Source organism: Vibrio sp. Scap24 (assembly GCF_013394185.1).
Classification (GTDB): Bacteria; Pseudomonadota; Gammaproteobacteria; order Enterobacterales; family Vibrionaceae; genus Vibrio; species Vibrio pomeroyi.
Genome location: NZ_CP041333.1, coordinates 223,502 through 242,232, shown reverse-complemented (window position 1 = coordinate 242,232; position 18,731 = coordinate 223,502). Strand labels below are relative to the sequence as shown.

Genomic DNA, 18,731 nt, shown 5'->3' with positions numbered 1-18,731 from the left:
GTTTGCTGGCTGAAGAAGCTTACTTCGACATTTCCAACTGCTGAACCACCACTTGAGTCAGCTGTTCAGTATAAGGATTGATCTTCCAATGCTCTGGGCTCCAACCTTTGACGAAACGTTGGAAATCAGCCCACGCCACGTAAAACATTGGTCGCCATGCCTTTTCAACATCATCAAACGAAAGCTGTGGTTGATAGTGTGCCAATGCTTCTTTCAGGTGTTGGAAGTAAGTATCTAACACCTGTGATTCAAGCTCTGCGCAATCTTGCGGCCTAATCGCACTGCTCATGAACAAAGCCACGTCTTTCATCGCACACCCGTTTCCAACATATTGAAAATCAACGGCAGCAGCGTTTTCGCTTTCTGAATCAAAACAGAAATTAGCTAGCTTAGCGTCGCCATGGACCAAGGTTTGATACGGGCACTCTCTGAGCAATCGATCGATATTTCGTGCTTGATTCTTCAATGGTAAATCAGCCAAAGCGTTCAACTCATCGGGGCGAGTGTCTAGGTGCCAGTATGTGCCGACTTGCCACAATGATACCGACTGTTCTTGATCGATATGGATGTGCTTTGCGTGAAAGTGAGCGAGCCATTTTAGGCAAGCATTACGCTGTTTAATCTCGACAAATGTATAACGAGGTTGAGTACCTTTTACAACCGACTCATCAGAAGCGGCAAGCACATCGAACTGAGAAGTTAACGGGAAGCCGATATCCGCTAGGTCTTGCATCACGATAAGCCACTCGTTCTCTGCTAGCTCACAATGCAGTCCAACAGGAACAGGACAACGCTCGTCCCACTGTTGAGTGAAGGACTGATACCATGCTGTTTCGACTTGGTAAGAGTGAACTTTGCGCTGGTGAGAGAGCTTAGTGTTCCAGCCTTTCGGGTGTTCAGTTTTGTCTGGCAGCGCGACATGTTTAACGATGATGCTGTTCATAGAAGGGCGACTATCTTTAGCAAAAACCAAGCGAACTAACTCGCCGTAACCGCCCCACAAGCGTTGAATAACTTGAACATCAAACCCTTGCTGGCAACCCAGTGAGGTCGCTATTTTTTGATAAAGTTCAGGTTGGTAACTTGAACTCGCTTGTGGTTGAGCAAGGTTGTTTGAGGGTATTGATTGAGACATATAACTCGTTACTGTGCTTTATCGGAGAGAAGATGTGACCACTGTTTTTGCCTGTTCATGTAGTGCACCACGTAGCTACACAATGGTACAATTTTGAAGCCAGCCTGTTCAATTTCAGGTAATACCGACTCCATCATCACCTTGCCAAAGCCTTTGCCTTGTAGTTCATCAGGAATACGCGTCGAAGTGATGTGCAATACATCGCCATCCTTCTGATACTTAACAACCGCGAATTGGTTCGGTTCTAGCTCAACTGTGATCTGGTTCTCTTCTTGAACCCATTTTACTGCCTTCATTCTCAACTCCTGCAAATAATTGATACGACAAACAATTAAAGTTTGAAGTATGAGTTCCTTGTAATAGACTAACGCAAGTGCATATAAATAAAACTAAGTACTTACAAACAAAGCAAATATTTTTAGAGTTCGCGAATTTACATAAAATCAGCGACAAACAAAAGCACTCTATAAATCATGTAAAGTACGCCTAATAAATCTAGCACGTAATAACCCCTTGTTAGCAAGTTATCAATATATCTAACAGACGCATGTTGGCGCATGGAGAACAAATAATGAACGCACCACTGAAGAAGCCTTTGGAGCATAATCAGGCACTTCAAGATCCTCGTAACCGCACCATTTCTACGATAAACAGTACCGATGCGCTGGCCATGATTGAGCACGGCAGTGAGCTGACGCTGAACGTCTCGACTCCTGTTGGCACCAAGTTTCTTGCCACCACCAAATTTATCGGGACTCACAGTGATAACTGCATTGTGATTGAGGTGCCGGAAGTATCGAGCGATGATCTACGCTTTTTCTTCCAAGAAGGTTTTTGGATGACGGCTCGTGCTTACTCTTTAAGAGGTGAAGGCGCACTGATCCACTTTAGATGCCAGATTCACCATACCATCGGCGAACCCTTCCCTATCATCGTGCTTTCAACACCAAGCACGATGCAAGTGACTCAGCTGCGTAAAGAGACACGCTATGAAGTGAACCTAAGCTCTCGAGTTATCTTTGATGATCAGCGCATGAACTGCGAGATTCGAGACCTATCAAAAAGTGGCTGTCGCTTTGTGACCTCTCCAACCGCTCGTTCAATTCAGGTTGCCGATAGAGTGTCTATCGAAATCACGCCTGAGAACTACAACGGCCCGTTGATTCCACCACTGAGAGGGATTGTGTGTAATCTTCAGAAATCTACGCACTACGCACGCTATGGCGTCGAATTTGATGATATAGGTCGTGCCAACGCTAAGAACTTATTGGGTAAGCTCAAGTTCGATGGCACCAAGCTTCGTTTACGGAATGCTTAAGCACTAGAGATTGTAAGAATCAAAAAAAACAGCCATCGATAATATCGATGGCTGTTTCGCTTTATGGTTAATGGCTATTTAGCTAATTTACATAAAGCGATAAACTATTTACGCAGCGCGTTAAGTTTGGCCTGAGCAATACCAAAGATAGTATCGATTGGGTAGCTACCCTCATCACTCGGTTCACCAGCGGCTTTACCCGTGAACAACTCAATCGCTTCGGTCACATGGTCAATCGCCCAGATATTGAACTCGCCCTTTTCAACCGCTTTAACGATATCGCTGCGCAGCATCAGGTTGTGAACATTCGAACGTGGGATGATCACCCCTTGCTCATTTGAACGCCCCTTGATTTCACAAACATCAAAGAAACCTTCAATTTTCTCGTTCACGCCACCAATAGGTTGAGATTCACCGAACTGGTTCATCGAGCCAGTAATCGCTATGTCTTGACGGTTTGGCTGCTTAGAAAACGCAGACACCACCGCACAGAACTCGGCCATACTCGCACTGTCACCATCCACACCACCATACGATTGCTCGAAGGTGATATTGGTAGTGAGCGGTACTTTGGCCGTCTTACCAAACACGGAAGAAAGATAAGCCGACAAGATCATCACGCCTTTGGAGTGAATGCTGCCGCCTAAGTCTACGTTTCTTTCAATATCAATCACTTCACCATCACCGTAAGCGGTGGTTGCCGTGATTCGGTTTGGCGCACCAAACATATGATCGGTCGTGCTGAGTACAGAAAGCGCATTCACTTGACCAACCGCCTGACCATCCACATGGATAAGTGTTGTGCCATTAGTGAAGGTTTCCATTACGCTGTCTTGCAATCGTCCGACACGCATCTGCTGATTAGACAGTGCTTGATCAACGTGCGTTGCGCGAATCAGGTTCGATTTTGAGCCTCTCGCCACGTAGTTAGATTCACGAAGCAGATTGGCAATATGCGCCGAGTGCAGAGACAACTTACCTTGGTCACCCGCCTGACGAGAACTGTGCTCAATGATGCGCGCAATCGCTTTGCGGTCACAATGCAGCATATTGTTGTCATGCACGATACTCGAAATGAAGCGCGCATAATGCATTTCTGAATCGGGAGTACGCTTCATCTCGTCTTCAAAATCGGCCGTCACACGGAACAGTTCACCAAACTCCGCATCGTAATGTTGCAGCAGTTGGTAGGTACGATAATCACCAAACAGGATGATCTTAACGTCTAGTGGGATAGGTTCAGGATCAAGTGAGACCGCACCCGTTAACGTCACCTCTTTTTCAAGTGAAGTGAAGCTCAATTGACGCGAACGAAGCGCACGCTTCAAGCCTTCCCAAACGTAAGGTTGTTCAAGAACTTTCACCGCATCCATCAGTAATACACCACCGTTAGCTCGGTGTAAGCTACCAGCCCGAATCAATGAGAAATCGGTAAATACGGTGCCTTTGAACGTCGCCGTTTCTACATAGCCAAACAGAGAGTGATAATTCGGATTCTCTTCCACCACGATTGGCAGAGTGTCTTCCTTTTGGCTCACAATCACGTTGACCTTGTAACGACGTGGCATTTTCTTGTCCAAAGAAGCGGTCGCCACTTCGGCTTGCTCAGTGCTCTCTTCTAAGAAAATATCGGCGTTATCGACAATGTCTTTACGCAGTGCTGTGAGGTACTTCTTGATGTCTGGATATTGACTGTAATCTTGCTTCAACTGCTTGATGAAGTGAGTGATCACATCTCGTGCCGTATCATCATTCAGCTTTTGAATTTTCTCAGTGTAGGTCTCTTCCAGTTCCGTCAGCTCACGAGAAATGGTGCGCAGGCCGACTTCCAAGGCATCAATGGTTTTATCGAACTGGTCTTGTTCTTCTTCCGAAAGAAGATCGAAGCTCTCTTCGGTATGAAGATCATCGCCATTCATCGCCACAAACTGGTAATCACCCTGAGTGGTGATCGTCAGGTTGATGCCTTTCTCTTTCGCTTCTCGGCTAATACTTTCTAGCGCCGCTTGTTGCTTAGCTGCTAACTGGTTTTTCAGCCTATCAGCACGGCTAAAGTACATCTCGTTATCAAACGCAAGAGGCATACCTTTCAGCAGTTTACGCATCAGCTTTTCAATATCTTGCTTTAAGCTGCTGCCGACACCTCTTGGTAGCTTGAGTACCTTAGGTGTACGAATATCTTCAAAGTTCGCGATATAACACCAATCAAAAAGCTCCTGAACTTCTTGAGGATGTCGGTTTAGATAGCGCAGGATCATGGTGCGTTTACCGAGACCATTTCGCCCTATCGCATAAATGTTGTAACCCTTTTCCTTGATTGACATCGCGAACTCAACGGCCTTTTGAGCGCGTTCTTGCCCGACGATCTCGTCAATTGGAGCCAGTTCTTTGGTCGACTTGCATGGTAACTTCTCGAGTTCTGCTACCTGATACAGCTGTTCTGTATTGAGTCTTTGAATCGCCATCGCCGCCTCCTTAGTCCTTCATTACTTGGGTGTAGATAAAATCAGTGTAGATGTAATTTCCTATAAATTTAGTGACTTACGCTACACAGCTGTTCAACTGTTCAAATAACACACAATTTAGCGAATTTTTACGAATATCGAGGGTTTTAATTCACCAACTTAACATGTGAATGATTTTAATTTGCAATTGATAATAAATATCATTAACATTTTCAGATATTGTAAATTGAGGATGTGGACATGGAAATTGAACGATGCTGGATGCACTACCTAAAAGCTGAACAGTTAATGGAGCAAGGTCACTGGCCAGAAGCACAACGCCTTTATGGTGATGTTCTCAATTCTCTTCCACATCACATCCAAGATGCGGCATACCAAAGCGATATTAAACCCTGCCAGTTTGCTTGCCTACTTGCAGGTTTAAGAGACGCGAGTGTTGCTCAATCTGAGATTCTCAACCGTTTAGGACAGCATCAACAAGCCTTTGATACCTTGAACCAGTCTTACGCACTGATGCAATTTATCTCGCTTGAAAGCACTGAGCTGATTCAACGCACCTATGGGCTATTGGAAAAGCAGAGTGAAGATTTGCTCAATCACTTAATTGCTTTTTGTAGTGCTCAGCGCAGTTCGCATTGGATGCTCGAACTAGAACAAATTCAACGTGCTCATCACCATTTTGGGCAACTAAAAACAACGTCAGAAGTTCAATCTTCACCTAATGTCTTAAATTGATAAGGATATATCATGTCGGACCGGGCCATTCTTAAAGTTAATAACCTCTCCGTAAGTTTCAAAACCAATGATGGAATCATTGATGCGGTAAAAAAGGTTAACTTTACCCTTAACTCAAGCGAAACCTTGGCCATTGTTGGTGAATCAGGTTCAGGTAAATCCGTCTCTTCCAACGCGCTGATGCGTTTGCTGCCTGATAATGCGATTATCGATGAACAATCAGACATCGAGTTTGAAGGTCAATCGATTCTTGGCAAGACTGAGCGAGAAATGCAGTCGATTCGTGGCGATAGAATCGGCATGATCTTTCAGGAGCCAATGACCTCTTTGAATCCATACCTGCGTGTCGGTACTCAAGTGGCGGAAGCCATTATGTGTCACCGTAAGGTATCGAAATCAAAAGCAAAACAACGCGTGTTAGAGCTGTTTAACCTTGTGCATTTACCTATGCCAGATCAGGCTTACACCAAATACCCGCATGAGTTTTCTGGCGGTCAGCTACAGCGAATCATGATTGCGATGGCTCTGATCAATGAACCAGATATTCTGATTGCAGACGAACCTACAACAGCATTAGACGTGACCGTTCAGGCTGAAGTACTTTCTCTTATCAAAGAGATACAAGGCAAAATGGGGATGGCGATTCTGTTCATCACCCACGATTTAGGTGTGGTGAAACACTTCGCTGATCGCGTGCTGGTGATGTGTAAAGGTGAATTAGTCGAAGAAGGGCTGACTCAAGATCTATTCGATAGCCCTAAACACGATTACACACGCATGTTGATTAACTCAATTCCGAAAGGCGCGAAGGTTCCTGTTGAGGCATCTGCACCTGAACTGCTTTGTGCAGAAGATATTCGCGTGAAGTTCTTGATCAAATCTCACTTTATCCAAAGTAAGAACCAGTATTTCGAAGCAGTTAAAGGCATTTCGTTAAAGCTAAAACAGGGCGAAACCTTAGGTATTGTGGGCGAGTCTGGTTCAGGTAAATCAACTCTTGGACGCGCATTGATCGGATTGCTGCCAAGTAGTGGGCGTATTGTCTACAAAGGCCAAGACGTCAGCTTATTAACCGATAAAGAGCGTCACAAGCTTAAGAAAGATGTTCAGATGGTGTTCCAAGACCCTTATGGTTCTTTATCACCACGTATGACGGTTGGGGAAATCATCACCGAAGGCTTAACGGTGCATCAACCTCACTTGTCAAAACAAGAACGTTTAGAAAGAGCGCGTAAAGCACTGATTGAGGTTCGCTTAGAGCCAAACTCAATTAACCGTTACCCGCACGAATTCTCTGGCGGACAAAGACAACGTATCGCGATTGCTCGTGCGTTGATTCTTGAGCCATCTTTCATACTGTTGGATGAACCGACGTCAGCACTCGACCGCTCAGTACAACTGACCGTGATTGACCTGCTGAAAGACATTCAAGCTAAGCACAATATCGGCTTCCTGTTTATCAGCCACGACCTTTCGGTAGTGAAAGCACTTTCTGATCGTGTATTGGTGATGCAGAAGGGTGAAGTGATGGAAGAAGGCGCGGCAGAAGAGATTTTCAATGCGCCGAAAAACGACTACACCAAGAAACTCATCGCGGCGTCATTCGACTTAGAAAATAAATCGGAAAAAAATGCCGCTTAGAGGGAACTAATCAAGATTAACAGCGTCTTATAAGTACATTCTGAAAAAGCATCTAATGGATTGCACTCTAGAATGGATATAGCAAAACTGGTTTGGCCGCCAAAAGAGAAATGTCGCATGGATGCGACATTTTTCGTTTCTGGCGTATATAAAAATCAACTCAGTGATTATGAAGGCTTGCTAAAATTGACGGATTTTAAACAGGGTTAACTGGTAGTCGGGTCATAGTCCCAGAGCGGCTTCATTCAACTCGTTTTTGGACATTTCTGAGTTACGCGTCTCCCAAGTTATCATGTCATGGATTACTAAAATTATTCGAAAACATTTAATCTAATGTCCAAATTTACTCATTCGTTACAGTTAACAAAGCTGGTATTTACCATAATGACAAGGTAAAAAGCCAAGCAGAGGACTTAGATAAGATGCAAGTACAGTGCTTTAATCGGGTACGATGATAGATAACGTCAAGAACTTGATACACAGAACTTACCATGCAATGAGAGAATGTACTAACCACACTATCTCGCTCGGCGAATTTTGTTTTCGATATAACCGTCGATTCTGTTTACAAAGAATGTTGAGCATTTTACTGATTACATCAGTGAAAGCATAACCTATATCAGCAATACTACTTAAGTTAGCTAAAAGTCAATGGTAATCCGGAATACTATAAAGTCAGGTTCTCATTCTGAGTCGAATAATTGATAAAAGAAAGGACGATACTTTCATGTCGCCCTTACTAAGCTTTTACTGGGAAGTTGATTACTTATTTGAAGAAGTTTGTTTGTCTATAGCCACAAGCTGTTCAAGTAATAGCTTTTGCTCACGATCAAGCGAACCCAATACTTTTTTTAAGTTTGTTTGATAAGTATCTAGCACGTTTTTGTCCGCACTAATGGCAAGATCAAGTTGACGCTCGTACTTCTGCAAAACTTGTGTCGTACGCTGAATATTATTCATATTTTCACGATGTTCCGCATGCATAAAGTACAGTGTGGAGGCGGCTGTAATAATCACAACCAACTTATCAATCGATAGCCAACCCGACTTGCTTTCATTCTCACTAGCCAATTGCTCAGATATTGCTTGCTCGCTCATTATTCGATGCCTACTAATTTCAATTTAAATTTAATTCGTTCTGCAGTGCGCTGCAGTTCCTGCAATGTTTGATCCTGCAAGTGGGATTGGTATTGCACCAAGCCCGTCGCCAACGCATAAGCCACTAATGCTGAAATGATCAACCAGCGATGAGACTTAATTGCTTGCTTCAATTTTGTAATCAAAACAGATCCCCTCTACATTTAAATCGGCTCTGGCCCTCAACTTCTTGTTGGCGAGATATCTGCAACAAATTTTCAATGGTTAATGGCGGCATCTGAAAGCACTCATAAACACTCCCATTACCACGCTGAACAAAAATCAAACTGTTATAGCGTTCTCTATCCGTATCATGAATACGCTTTATTTGAGGATTATTAGATCGCTGCATCACGATCAATGCTCGCTGCTCAAGAAGTTCGCGTATAGACACTCGCCCCATCTGCTTGATCTCTTTCCAACCTTCCATTGAGTCATAGTTTTGTAATAGCAACAAAGCATCTGGGGCTGGATTCGGCTTGAGGAACCATTTCTGATCCAATAGATAACCAACCTCTTTACTGGCCAAGATGTTTGGTAGTGCAACTCCCTCTAACCAGCCATCGCTGCCATAATTCAAACCAGCATAAAATCCCATCCTTTCATCGCGCTTAATGACAGCAACGTTAAAATCGTAAGGGACCTCGACTTGACCTGATATAACAGCCAAATCTCGTGCCAACTGGTCAAATCGTTGAGTCTGTTCGAAAGTACGGTAAACGTTGTTGGGTCGCTCACTCTGTGTCTGTGTATCAATAAAACTTGACAGCGCGGTTAACCCTTGACCACCAGTCAAGTGCAATAACCACTCTTCAATATCGATGATGCCACCCAATAATGTGGCTGTCGCTTTGTCCAACAAGCTCAGTTCAGCAGTCTTTACAACCGTCTGTTCAATAAACTCATTCATGGCCATTGCGTATGAGTTTCTATGATTAATTCCGACAGTACCTATTAAGGCAATCCCGATACCAATCACACTAAAATAACTGACGCCTATCACACGGTTGCTTTGATAACTAGCGCGACCAAACTGGAAAAGCAGGGAGAAGATAGCAAACAAACTCGCTGTAATCGCCACTGGCGGGATGAATGATAAACGAACCGCATCACTGCCTATTTGATAGAACATCCCTCCTGGTGCAAATGCCGATTGTGCCGTTGCATCGGTTAACATACTCACAAAGTTTGCGTTGTCTAGTGATGCCACCCAACGTTTAAATAGCTGTTCACGACCGGTGGTATGTTGGTAGCTACTATAGTAATGCTCTTTCAAGATCTGCTTGAACATCGCCCGAGTGTTACTGTGCTTAGCGATATCAATCTTATCCATATTTCGATTGCTAAATTTGAGCTTACTGGTGGATTGATATTGACGCCATGTTTTATCAATTTCTACACGCGCGCGTTTTTGCAACGAACGACGAATCGGCGTTGAATCATTACGCGACCACGTTGCCGACACTTTGTATCCTTGATCCCGAGCAACTTGTACCACGATTTGCTTAATGGCAGGTTGGGTAACGAATTCATGTTGCTCTAGCTCATCGTCAAATGGGTATCGGTGCTCCAGATAAGCGATTCGAGCATCTTGTAGTTTGGCTCTAAATGAACGCGTAATACCTGCTAAGTACTTGTGATATAACCAAGGTTCGTCATCTAAACTCAATAGACGCAAACCCGCAATTCGGCCCGAATCTATTTCATTTTGCATATAGTCGTGCCACTGCTGGCGTAACGCATCGACACAATTAGAATCACAGCTTTTCGCACGTAGGCGTTTAACTTGCCCACGATAAACTTCTACATAACGTTTGACTAAAGGCTCAACAAATTCCGCATCATTATCAAAACCTTGCTGATAAGCGAGCCATTCTTGAGCCAATTGCACATCAATTTTACGTTGCAACTCACCAAATTCACGCTTAAACGCACTTTGCCTTGTATAATTCTGACGAATTCTTGCAATCGCTCTTTGAGTTGCCAAATAATGTTTTAGCTCTTGATCATATTGTGTTCGTGCTTGCTTATATAGTGGGAAAATTTTGCTACTAAAATACGCTTCTTGATCACGTTCCATCAAAGTGACCATCATATTTTCGGTCTGATCGGCAATCGTGCTATCAACAGCAGAAGACATCAAAGCCAATGATGGCAGTAATGCAACGAGGAGCTTACGACGTTCGTCATCGGCAACGATCGAGTTCATGGCCTCGGCTCGGTCAAAGACTACCATTTGACGATCTAATACTTCTTTAAACAAGAGTGATCGCACTGCAGCAAGCTTAGTTTCTGGCGATGTTGAGATGACAAGTTGATCAACCGTGATACGCAGCGCGGGTATCGATGCGACCCAAAGCAACATAAACACTACAAAGCGACGGCTGAAAGTACCAAAAAATGGCACCATGTTTAACGCCAACATGTTATTCGGAATCGCAGTCGCAACCACTAACGCTAAACCAAATCCACTGACAATACGACCAATCAACTCAACATGTTCAGCCAACTGCGCGTACTCGGCCACTAAAGTTTCTAAGCCTGATGCATAAAGTTGTACGAGCACGGTATTTAGCGACACCTCAACCCACATATAAGCAAATAGGCCAGGTAGAACGATAAAAAGCAGCAAAAGAATTGGAATGGATCCATTATTGGGTTTCGTTGCGGTCACGTTTTGGTTAGGCACCATGTTTGCCTCCAAAGACGATCACTTTCTTTTCACGCGCACTGCTATCGTCAGCTTTGGAGTGGCACAACGCTTGGTTACTCTGACCTTGCCCCGCTGAACATCGGTCGATCAGGGTCGCGATATCACCTCTATAAGTAAGGTAACGCCCACTTGATAGCAGAGACCGTTGCTGCTTAAGTTGATTGAAATCCGCATCAACTGGCAGCAGCGAAACGAGTTTTACCTGAGATTTGGTACTTTCTCGGCTATAGCGTTCGGTAGGTACACTGATCATCGTGCCCTGAGTCAGAGCTTGGCAGCTGCGTAAAACATCACCTTGACTAAGTACTAAAAAGCGAGGCATATCTACCGCATCTACAAATTGCATCGACAGCTCACCCATGGAAGAAGCACGTTGACCAGTCGCAATCAAAATGTTCCTCGTAGCAAACGGTAGATGTTTTTTCTTTAGAAACTCATGCTGCTCGCCAGTAACCAACAAAGTTTGATCAAGGTCAGCAAAATGAGTGACCCAATCTCGAACTAGTGTTTGTTTATCGATGCTCGTCAGATCAAACAAAGCACTATCGTAAGAAAAAACCATTAGTTCAAGATCTTGTGGTTGGCTGTCGTTTGGGAAAAAATAATAGTTATCACCTTGTTTTTTTAAGGTGATAAAAGTGTAACCAAACGAAGAGTATTGGCTGTGCTCAACCTCAGTGACCGAAACAGCACGAGTCCCTATTGGATAACCACAACTTCCTGCATCCAAAGGAACAATTCGCCCAAGTTTATTGAGCACTAAGCCGCGCTGCATTAGTGCATCTTGCAACTCAATGTTCTTCACTGATCTATCAGCATGATTAGGTAAACTTAGCGTGAATGACAAAGTAGGCGCAACATAACGTACTGGTGGAGGACTCGAGCAACCGATTAAAACTAACAACAGTGTAATCCAATATATTTTCCGTTTCATTTTATTATTTTTGTTCCATTTGAAAAATTTGGCGAACTCTACAGTATTTTTTTATTATATTAATTGATTAAAAACACATTACTCGCTTTTATTTTTCATTCGATCAATATACAACCACTCGTATTTAATTAGCTGTGAATAATTTACTATTCAATAAAATTCAACAACCACACCTCCAGTACAATATATGAACATATGATTTCTAACGTAACTTGAAGTTCATAACAAGTATTTCCATCTTTCCTTCATACACTCCCTGCACCCTTCCGCCATACTAAACGATTATCCTTTCAAGAACATAAATAGTGTTAGCACAAATGTGTAAAGTCTTGGTAGGTCAAAAGTACCCTAATCAACAGTCCAATCAAAACTAACACCTACTTTATTGCTAATTGTCCATTAACTTCATCGCGATTCCTATATTTAATTACCCCAACAAAACTTCCTACTTCGATTTTTTCCAGGCAAGTGTGTAACCTGAGTGCTCTTGTTTATTTTTTAACGACCGATATGAAAAATAGTTATAATTTATATATGTTGATTAAAGACATAGTACCTCTATAATTCACTTTATTTTTACAAGGTGTTTAAAAATGTCAAAAGATATAATATTTCAAAATAAACATAACAACAAAACTAAACTGGTGAAGCTTGGTTTTTCATGGACAGTTTTATTTTTTGGGGGGATTCCAGATCTTTTCCGAGGTCACTGGAAAGGACTAGGGGCTATGATTCTAATCCTTGTTGCTGCAATCTTTACATCAGGCTTAGGATTGATTGGTCAAATTGTCTATGCATTTTATCGCAATAAGTTGCTAATCGATCACTACAACAATGAGAATTGGCAACTATTTGACGGAAAAGCACAAGATATTGAAGCCTACACTGGCAAAAAATACATTGTGGAACATAGCGTGGCTTAAGTCAGATTAAAAGCGTTTCAACATGGTAATGCTAGTTTAGCTATTTGAGTATTAGTTAATATCTTATCGAGGCTTTATTCCAGAGCGAAAGGGCCTCTTTTTCAAAGCTTCGACACTATTTATCCACTCAAAATAACACGGTACACAGCATCCAAACAACTCATCGTAATTATCAATGTAGAGACTATAAACAATTAAAAATTTATTTTAACAAAACAGTAACCTAGGTGAATTTTCTGACACGAAGTAATGTGTTCTTCTTTATCAATTATTACATTCATTAGCAATATGGTCGAAAAATTGGCGACTTTTTTGTGAAACTGAAAAGATAACCAAAAAACAATTTATGAATAAAAAAATGGTAAACGGATCTTAGTTAACCGCCGACACCAGATACCAAGAATGTCTGGTGACTCACTCCCTTATACGATTATTTTATATATTAGCTCCATTATTAATTATGTTTGCTGCATATTCATTATTTAAAGGTGAATATACGATAGATAAGTGCGAACAGCGGTTAATTGAGAAAGATAAAAGCATAGGCATAGGCATAGGCATGTTCATATCTATCATTAGTTGTTTTAATATGTATTATTAGTTGTTTTAATATGTATTATTAGGTTGTTTGATAAAGTAAGTTTTTCTCATCATTTGGAACCCTGCAAAAAAAACGAGTTTTTCAACTATCCGTTTATAGCTGTATTCTGGGGACTCTTGGTCTTATCTAGTGCTACATTTAATGCTTACTGAAGACAAGGGGGAGATTTCTATCTTTCGTACACTCTTAATATCGTCTCTTTACCCAATTTTTATTGACACTGTACTTAACGTTACATCACTCAATGAGGAGCTTGGTCAAGTCTTCGATAAACTAATGGCGTTTGCTAGACTATTAGAAATAATTCCTGACAAAGCCATTCAAATATTAATACCATAACTTCCTTTATCTCTACTTTGCTGTAAGTAGCAGATTTCAGTTACTGAGAGTTATCCATAATTCTGGACGCTCTCAAACCTACTGCCTCAGGTAAAATTCACCAAAACATTCGTTGATTGCATCGCGTAGGTATAACTCTTTTTCGTTATTTTCCCACTTGCAATTAATAAAAGAAGAATACTACAAGTCTTGCTCTTGACAACTTTATTGAAGGCTAAAAAACTAGCTATCCTAACCCCACACTCATCCAAATGATCATCGTTGAAAATTTCTCGATTTCTTCTCATGATCGTATTGGTAATACTTCAGTTCGATAGATATTACACTGATAAGAAAAAGTAGGTCAGATACCTATCAGTTAACTTTGACGAGTCCGTTCGATGCCTTAAAAAGTGGAGCAGAAGTGGTTAGCTTACCTGCCCCATATTGAACAATGTGAAGACGTAAATATCAGCAGCAAAATCGATAGTTTTACTCAGCGGCATTCCGACCATGGTTCACATTGATATCAATACGAATCATCACGGGCGAACCGACTCATACTCATCTTGAAATTAACGATACAAAGACTTAGTCGACTCTCTGACGATTAAATCAATCGGTGGTAATCGCGCTTCATGCCTCTCGCCTGACAGCAAGTTCAAAATCGACTGCGCACACACCTCTCCAATCTCTTCAATCGGCTGTCTTAAGGTGGTTAATGCTGGCGTGAAATATTTAGACGTTGGCAGGTCATCAAAGCCAATCACCGACACATCCTCTGGTACCTTGTAGCCGTGATCATGCAACGCCTTAATCGCGCCGTAAGCCGTCTGATCATTGGCCGCGAACAGAGCAGAAAAGTGAATCTTCGACTCGATTAATTCAACGGTTTTCTCATAACCAGACTCACTACTGAAATCGCCCTGTTTGACTAGCTTTGGCATCACTTTAATACCCGCCTCTTGCAGCGCTTTCTTATAGCCTTCAAAACGATTACCCGCATCTGGTTGGCTCGAAAGCCCTTTGATATGAGCGATGTTCACATGCCCTTGTTGCAATAAGTGAAGCGTCGCCATGTAACCGCCCAGTACATTATCGATATTGATTGAACGAACATTGTCTTCAGCAAAGTCATAACCGACCGCGACAATCGGGATGTCTTGCGCATACTTGGCAATATCCTCTTTGGTGATGCTGCCCGTTACGATGATCATGCCATCGACATTGCTCTTAGCCAGATACTCTAAAGCGTGTATCTCGAGCTTTTTTTGCCAGTGCCCGGTTGCTATCACTAACGAATAGCCTTGAGCTATCAGGGTTTTCTCCATGTCGTTGAGGATACGACTGGTATAAGGGCTGTCAGGATGTTGTACCAATACGCCTATCGTGAGAGAACGGCGATTGATGTTCTCTTGCATCTGAAAATTGGGCTTGTAGCCAGTGTCTTTGATGGCCTGCTCGATGTTCTGGCTTTTATCATCCGACACATAAGTGGTTCGATTAAGAAAACGAGAAACCGTGCTTGGGGAAACGCCGGCTAGCCTAGCTACATCGTATACGGTGGTTTTTTTAGTTTTCGTGCGCATCTCGATACCCTAATCCAGTGACATTTGGGGAGCCCCAGAGCTCCCCATCCATTTCAACCTGCATACCACTGCTTTCGTTGAAATACGTGTCATTAAGTTAATACATGTAGGCGAAGATCATCCCCGGTCTGAAGTAACGACCAGCGGTATATTTCAACCCTGTGCTCAATAGCCATTTATGAAGAACCATGGCTTGCTCAGTGGAAATTTCGCCTTGCAGCATACTAACAAATTTATCACTGTCTTTAGTCAGCTCAGGATTAACTCGACCGTCAGACAGCACACACTTTTGCAATTTAAGTGCAGTAAGCCACTTTTTCGCATCATTTTGTGACAATTCAAAAGATTCTGTAAGATCTTGCTCATTGAAAGAGACAGAACAATTGAAGCCTTCTGGTGCGGCAAATGGAATTTTTGAATAGTCATACAGCGCGGTATACACGGTATCCATCAATGTTTCTGCTTGCTGAGATTTACCCGCCAAGCTCAACGCTGTTGCGACACTAAATTGCACGCCAATCCATACATCTTGGGCCTGAAAAGCCTCATGGGGTGAACCGTCTGCCAATGTCATATTCGCCACACCCAACTTTGGGCTGTTGATCTCAAAGTTATGTTTATAAACATAGTCCAATGCGCGTTGAATACGCTCTTGCGGGAAAATACCCTCTAAGCCAATCAACTTTAGATAGCTATCTGCAAGCAGCGCATCACCAAAGCTATTGTCTGAATCTGGTACTAATTCTAGATACTCTTGAGTGAAGGCTTGGGGCGCGGTCTCACTCAGTAAGCGTTTCTTAGAGACTCTTTGAGATACCTTGCTGATGTTGATGGAGGTATCGGTCTCATTAAGATAGGCATTGAGCGTACTCTTGTCAGCAATCGCGTCGCCCGTCAAAGTTAGGCCTAAGGTTTCCAGAGCTTGGTAGCCTTCACCCGTTAGATGCTTGGCTTGAACTGGCGTCACGAAGAAGTGGTAGTAGCCTTCTTTTTCATCCCACAAGCTTTGTTCAACCGTCGCTAATGCCTTTTTAGAACGTGTTAGATAACCCGCACCTAGATCGTTTTCACCCATCAATTGTGCAAGTTCACTCGCGGCTTGAAGACCAGCAACCCACAAGGTAGCGCAGTAAATTGAGATACCATGAGAAGCCAGGTTATCGAAGGTATCATCTGTGCCTCGGGTTAGCGGTAAATCATCGCCCTCAGCAATCAAGTTCGATAAGAAATCGATGCTTTCAGTCACAGCTTGCCAGCACTCTTTTACCACAGAAATATCTTGTGTGTTTTGGTAGTGGCGGTACACCATCAGAATGTATTTCGGTGCTAAGTCCTTCCACTCTTTAACATTGTGCCAGCTATACGCGTCAGGCTGGATGTCGAACGGGCTACCTAAATCGTGAATAACCGCACCTCGAATTGCGCGCACACCTTGGTACTTCTCATCAATCAATTCAGCATTCGGTGTCGCTTCGTATTCCCAGTATCGGCGCTGAGTGAAGTCTTCGGCCAAGATGGCTTTTGAGAACTCTTTCATCACACAGCCATCAAGCTCTGGCAGCAAGTAAAGCAGTGAAAATGAGCCGTAGAAATACACATCCAGAGAGTTAAAGAATGGGTAATCGACACACTCTTTCACCAAGAACTTATCTTCTTTATCCCACACTGTGGATTCGGCTAAGAATGATAGTGAGTTCATCGCCATCGTCGCATAGCGAAGTGCCGCTTCAGGTTTTGAAATCTTGCTTTGAGCCTGTTCGAGGAAAGCCGTTTGTTGCTTCACGATCTGCTGTTCAATGCTCTCAAGCTTTGGCAGAACATCCTCTAACATGGGTAAGGCAGGCTTTGCTTGCGGGTAGAATTGAGTGTAAGCCTTGTCTGAGTGCCAACCATTGAGCATAACTTTACTGTGTGCCATCACCTGTGCAAAACGCAGGTCAACGGATTCGCCCGGCTCCAGTTCAACCTGAACCACAACCAATGCACTCAATGCTTCGCGTCCAGTGTAGATCCCAGTTTGGAATTCGGCGTTAGTACGGCCTGTTTTCAGTGCGAACTCTGTTTGCTGGGTCACTTTCGAAGTATAAAGCGTCGGCTTAACAGACACCGATACCTTGCCAGACTCTAGTAAGTGGTTATCCGTTTGGACACCAAACACCACCTCACCCTCAATATCACTTTGATAAGGGGACTGGCTAGTGAGCTGAACACCGCTAAAACCGTGGCTTTCACCGTTTACCTTCACCGCTTGATGCTGCTGAGCTATCGGATTTTGAGATAAGGTACACGCCGAATCTTGAATCCCATCGCGACCTTTTCGATAGGTTGAACCAATCAAATTTTGCAGAGGTTGAGCAAGCGTAATCACGCGAGTTTGCTGTGATTCGTTGGTGAACTGGAAGTGGTTCCAGTGCATCGGTAAAGAACAGAGGCGTTTATCGTCTTTAACGATCGGTGAGACGACCTTACGCTTTATTTTAATATCATCGAAACTATTATATTGATATTCAGCTAATGGATATAAAGCCTTATATTCTATATCGCTACCATTAACCCTTTCTATATCACCATTATTTCCCGCAGTTAGTGATAGCAGTCTCGTTGCACCATTTATTAATAAACCATTAAAGAAATCTAAGGCTACATATAATTGACAAACAATCGACGATGAATCTAATTCAATTAATAATTGAGTCTTATTAGAAAATTCAACATTCCACTTTATAAAGCTCTCTCTATTTTCTTTATAGAAGTTGCCATTTTTTAATGCGTTACGAATGAGGTTAATCGCATTCGAACTATTATCTATTTTCTTGCCATCGAATAATGCCGGGTAGAAATTCAGGTGAACACTAAGCTCTTGTTCGTTAAGAACCTGAAGGGTATCAATGGTCGGCACATCCATAACCGAAGCATAAAAATCATTAAAATTAACAACTTGCTCTGAACAATCAACAAATATTCCTGGAATAAAACTGAAGTTCGGCGTGTTGCCGTTTGGCGTCAGTGTAAATGTATTGCCAATACCGCCCACAGCCATACCGGTATTTTCTGGTGTTGTAGAAATTGGCGTGTACCAAGGTTGAATAAATTCAACTGCATCACCTTTTTTACACAGATGTTCTGAATTTCCTGAGTAACTCGTATATGGAATTTTATTATTCATTTTAAAACCGCCATTGAATATTTTTTTCTTCTTGTTAATATCTTTTTTAAAATGGA

At 42.7% G+C, this 18,731-nt stretch carries 14 protein-coding genes; 5 read left to right on the top strand and 9 right to left on the bottom strand.

All coding sequences use genetic code 11. From position 1 onward, the window contains the following. Positions 1 to 19: 19 nt before the first annotated feature. Both FLM53_RS16665 and FLM53_RS16660 read right to left on the bottom strand, forming a co-directional pair. Positions 20 to 1,135: a phosphotransferase gene (locus tag FLM53_RS16665; RefSeq protein ID WP_176678944.1), complete on the bottom strand. Its 1,116-nt coding sequence runs from the start codon at positions 1,133 to 1,135 to the stop codon at positions 20 to 22. A gap of 8 nt (positions 1,136 to 1,143) precedes the next feature. Then, positions 1,144 to 1,431: a GNAT family N-acetyltransferase gene (locus tag FLM53_RS16660; protein ID WP_176678945.1), complete on the bottom strand. Its 288-nt coding sequence runs from the start codon at positions 1,429 to 1,431 to the stop codon at positions 1,144 to 1,146. Positions 1,432 to 1,706: 275 nt separating this feature from the next. On the opposite strand from FLM53_RS16660, the gene FLM53_RS16655 reads away from it, so the two are divergent. Beyond that, positions 1,707 to 2,453, top strand: a complete 747-nt coding sequence (locus FLM53_RS16655) for a flagellar brake protein (RefSeq protein ID WP_123300197.1) — start codon at positions 1,707 to 1,709, stop codon at positions 2,451 to 2,453. A gap of 104 nt (positions 2,454 to 2,557) precedes the next feature. Here FLM53_RS16655 and FLM53_RS16650 read toward each other — a convergent pair whose 3' ends face one another. Next, entirely contained in the window at positions 2,558 to 4,918 is a 2,361-nt protein-coding gene (locus tag FLM53_RS16650) for a Lon protease family protein (RefSeq protein WP_176678946.1), read from the bottom strand. Positions 4,919 to 5,158: 240 nt separating this feature from the next. On the opposite strand from FLM53_RS16650, the gene FLM53_RS16645 reads away from it, so the two are divergent. From FLM53_RS16645 to FLM53_RS16635, 3 genes are all read left to right on the top strand, one after another. Next, positions 5,159 to 5,653, top strand: a complete 495-nt coding sequence (locus FLM53_RS16645; protein ID WP_019826219.1) for a hypothetical protein — start codon at positions 5,159 to 5,161, stop codon at positions 5,651 to 5,653. 12 nt (positions 5,654 to 5,665) lie between these two features. Continuing rightward, a complete protein-coding gene (locus tag FLM53_RS16640; RefSeq protein WP_176678947.1) occupies positions 5,666 to 7,294 on the top strand; it encodes an ABC transporter ATP-binding protein in 1,629 nt (542 codons plus the stop codon). Positions 7,295 to 7,366: 72 nt separating this feature from the next. Next, positions 7,367 to 7,504 carry a hypothetical protein gene (locus FLM53_RS16635; RefSeq protein ID WP_176678948.1) on the top strand — a complete coding sequence of 46 codons (138 nt, stop codon included), beginning with the start codon at positions 7,367 to 7,369 and terminating at the stop codon, positions 7,502 to 7,504. Between the two features lie 552 nt (positions 7,505 to 8,056). Here the strand turns inward: FLM53_RS16635 and FLM53_RS16630 are convergent. Genes FLM53_RS16630 through FLM53_RS16615 form a run of 4 tightly spaced genes read right to left on the bottom strand, consistent with a single transcriptional unit; the run spans position 8,057 to position 11,949 of the window. Continuing rightward, positions 8,057 to 8,392 (bottom strand): hypothetical protein, encoded by a 336-nt coding sequence (locus tag FLM53_RS16630; protein WP_176678949.1) that lies wholly within the window; start codon positions 8,390 to 8,392, stop codon positions 8,057 to 8,059. After that, positions 8,392 to 8,577 carry a hypothetical protein gene (locus FLM53_RS16625; RefSeq protein WP_176678950.1) on the bottom strand — a complete coding sequence of 62 codons (186 nt, stop codon included), beginning with the start codon at positions 8,575 to 8,577 and terminating at the stop codon, positions 8,392 to 8,394. Before FLM53_RS16625 ends, FLM53_RS16630 begins: the two co-directional genes overlap by 1 nt. Then, on the bottom strand, positions 8,574 to 11,123 hold the full coding sequence (locus FLM53_RS16620; protein ID WP_176678951.1) for a hypothetical protein: 2,550 nt from the start codon (positions 11,121 to 11,123) through the stop codon (positions 8,574 to 8,576). The genes FLM53_RS16625 and FLM53_RS16620 overlap by 4 nt, the downstream gene beginning before the upstream one ends. After that, a complete protein-coding gene (locus FLM53_RS16615) occupies positions 11,113 to 11,949 on the bottom strand; it encodes a hypothetical protein (RefSeq protein WP_176678952.1) in 837 nt (278 codons plus the stop codon). Before FLM53_RS16615 ends, FLM53_RS16620 begins: the two co-directional genes overlap by 11 nt. Before the next feature lie 722 nt (positions 11,950 to 12,671). On the opposite strand from FLM53_RS16615, the gene FLM53_RS16610 reads away from it, so the two are divergent. Then, a complete protein-coding gene (locus FLM53_RS16610) occupies positions 12,672 to 13,001 on the top strand; it encodes a hypothetical protein (protein ID WP_176678953.1) in 330 nt (109 codons plus the stop codon). A 1,494-nt stretch (positions 13,002 to 14,495) separates the two neighbouring features. Here FLM53_RS16610 and FLM53_RS16605 read toward each other — a convergent pair. Both FLM53_RS16605 and FLM53_RS16600 read right to left on the bottom strand, forming a co-directional pair. Continuing rightward, positions 14,496 to 15,509 (bottom strand): LacI family DNA-binding transcriptional regulator, encoded by a 1,014-nt coding sequence (locus FLM53_RS16605; protein ID WP_017631098.1) that lies wholly within the window; start codon positions 15,507 to 15,509, stop codon positions 14,496 to 14,498. 97 nt (positions 15,510 to 15,606) lie between these two features. Continuing rightward, positions 15,607 to 18,675 carry a GH116 family glycosyl hydrolase gene (locus FLM53_RS16600; protein WP_176678954.1) on the bottom strand — a complete coding sequence of 1,023 codons (3,069 nt, stop codon included), beginning with the start codon at positions 18,673 to 18,675 and terminating at the stop codon, positions 15,607 to 15,609. Positions 18,676 to 18,731 lie beyond the last annotated feature (56 nt).

Bases quoted from the DNA above. Each gene is read 5' to 3' on its own strand.
- FLM53_RS16665 (WP_176678944.1), bottom strand. From the start codon at position 1,135: ATGTCTCAATCAATACCCTCAAACAACCTTGCTCAACCACAAGCGAGT.
- FLM53_RS16660 (WP_176678945.1), bottom strand. From the start codon at position 1,431: ATGAAGGCAGTAAAATGGGTTCAAGAAGAGAACCAGATCACAGTTGAG.
- FLM53_RS16655 (WP_123300197.1), top strand. From the start codon at position 1,707: ATGAACGCACCACTGAAGAAGCCTTTGGAGCATAATCAGGCACTTCAA.
- FLM53_RS16650 (WP_176678946.1), bottom strand. From the start codon at position 4,918: ATGGCGATTCAAAGACTCAATACAGAACAGCTGTATCAGGTAGCAGAA.
- FLM53_RS16645 (WP_019826219.1), top strand. From the start codon at position 5,159: ATGGAAATTGAACGATGCTGGATGCACTACCTAAAAGCTGAACAGTTA.
- FLM53_RS16640 (WP_176678947.1), top strand. From the start codon at position 5,666: ATGTCGGACCGGGCCATTCTTAAAGTTAATAACCTCTCCGTAAGTTTC.
- FLM53_RS16635 (WP_176678948.1), top strand. From the start codon at position 7,367: ATGGATATAGCAAAACTGGTTTGGCCGCCAAAAGAGAAATGTCGCATG.
- FLM53_RS16630 (WP_176678949.1), bottom strand. From the start codon at position 8,392: ATGAGCGAGCAAGCAATATCTGAGCAATTGGCTAGTGAGAATGAAAGC.
- FLM53_RS16620 (WP_176678951.1), bottom strand. From the start codon at position 11,123: ATGGTGCCTAACCAAAACGTGACCGCAACGAAACCCAATAATGGATCC.
- FLM53_RS16610 (WP_176678953.1), top strand. From the start codon at position 12,672: ATGTCAAAAGATATAATATTTCAAAATAAACATAACAACAAAACTAAA.
- FLM53_RS16605 (WP_017631098.1), bottom strand. From the start codon at position 15,509: ATGCGCACGAAAACTAAAAAAACCACCGTATACGATGTAGCTAGGCTA.
- FLM53_RS16600 (WP_176678954.1), bottom strand. From the start codon at position 18,675: ATGAATAATAAAATTCCATATACGAGTTACTCAGGAAATTCAGAACAT.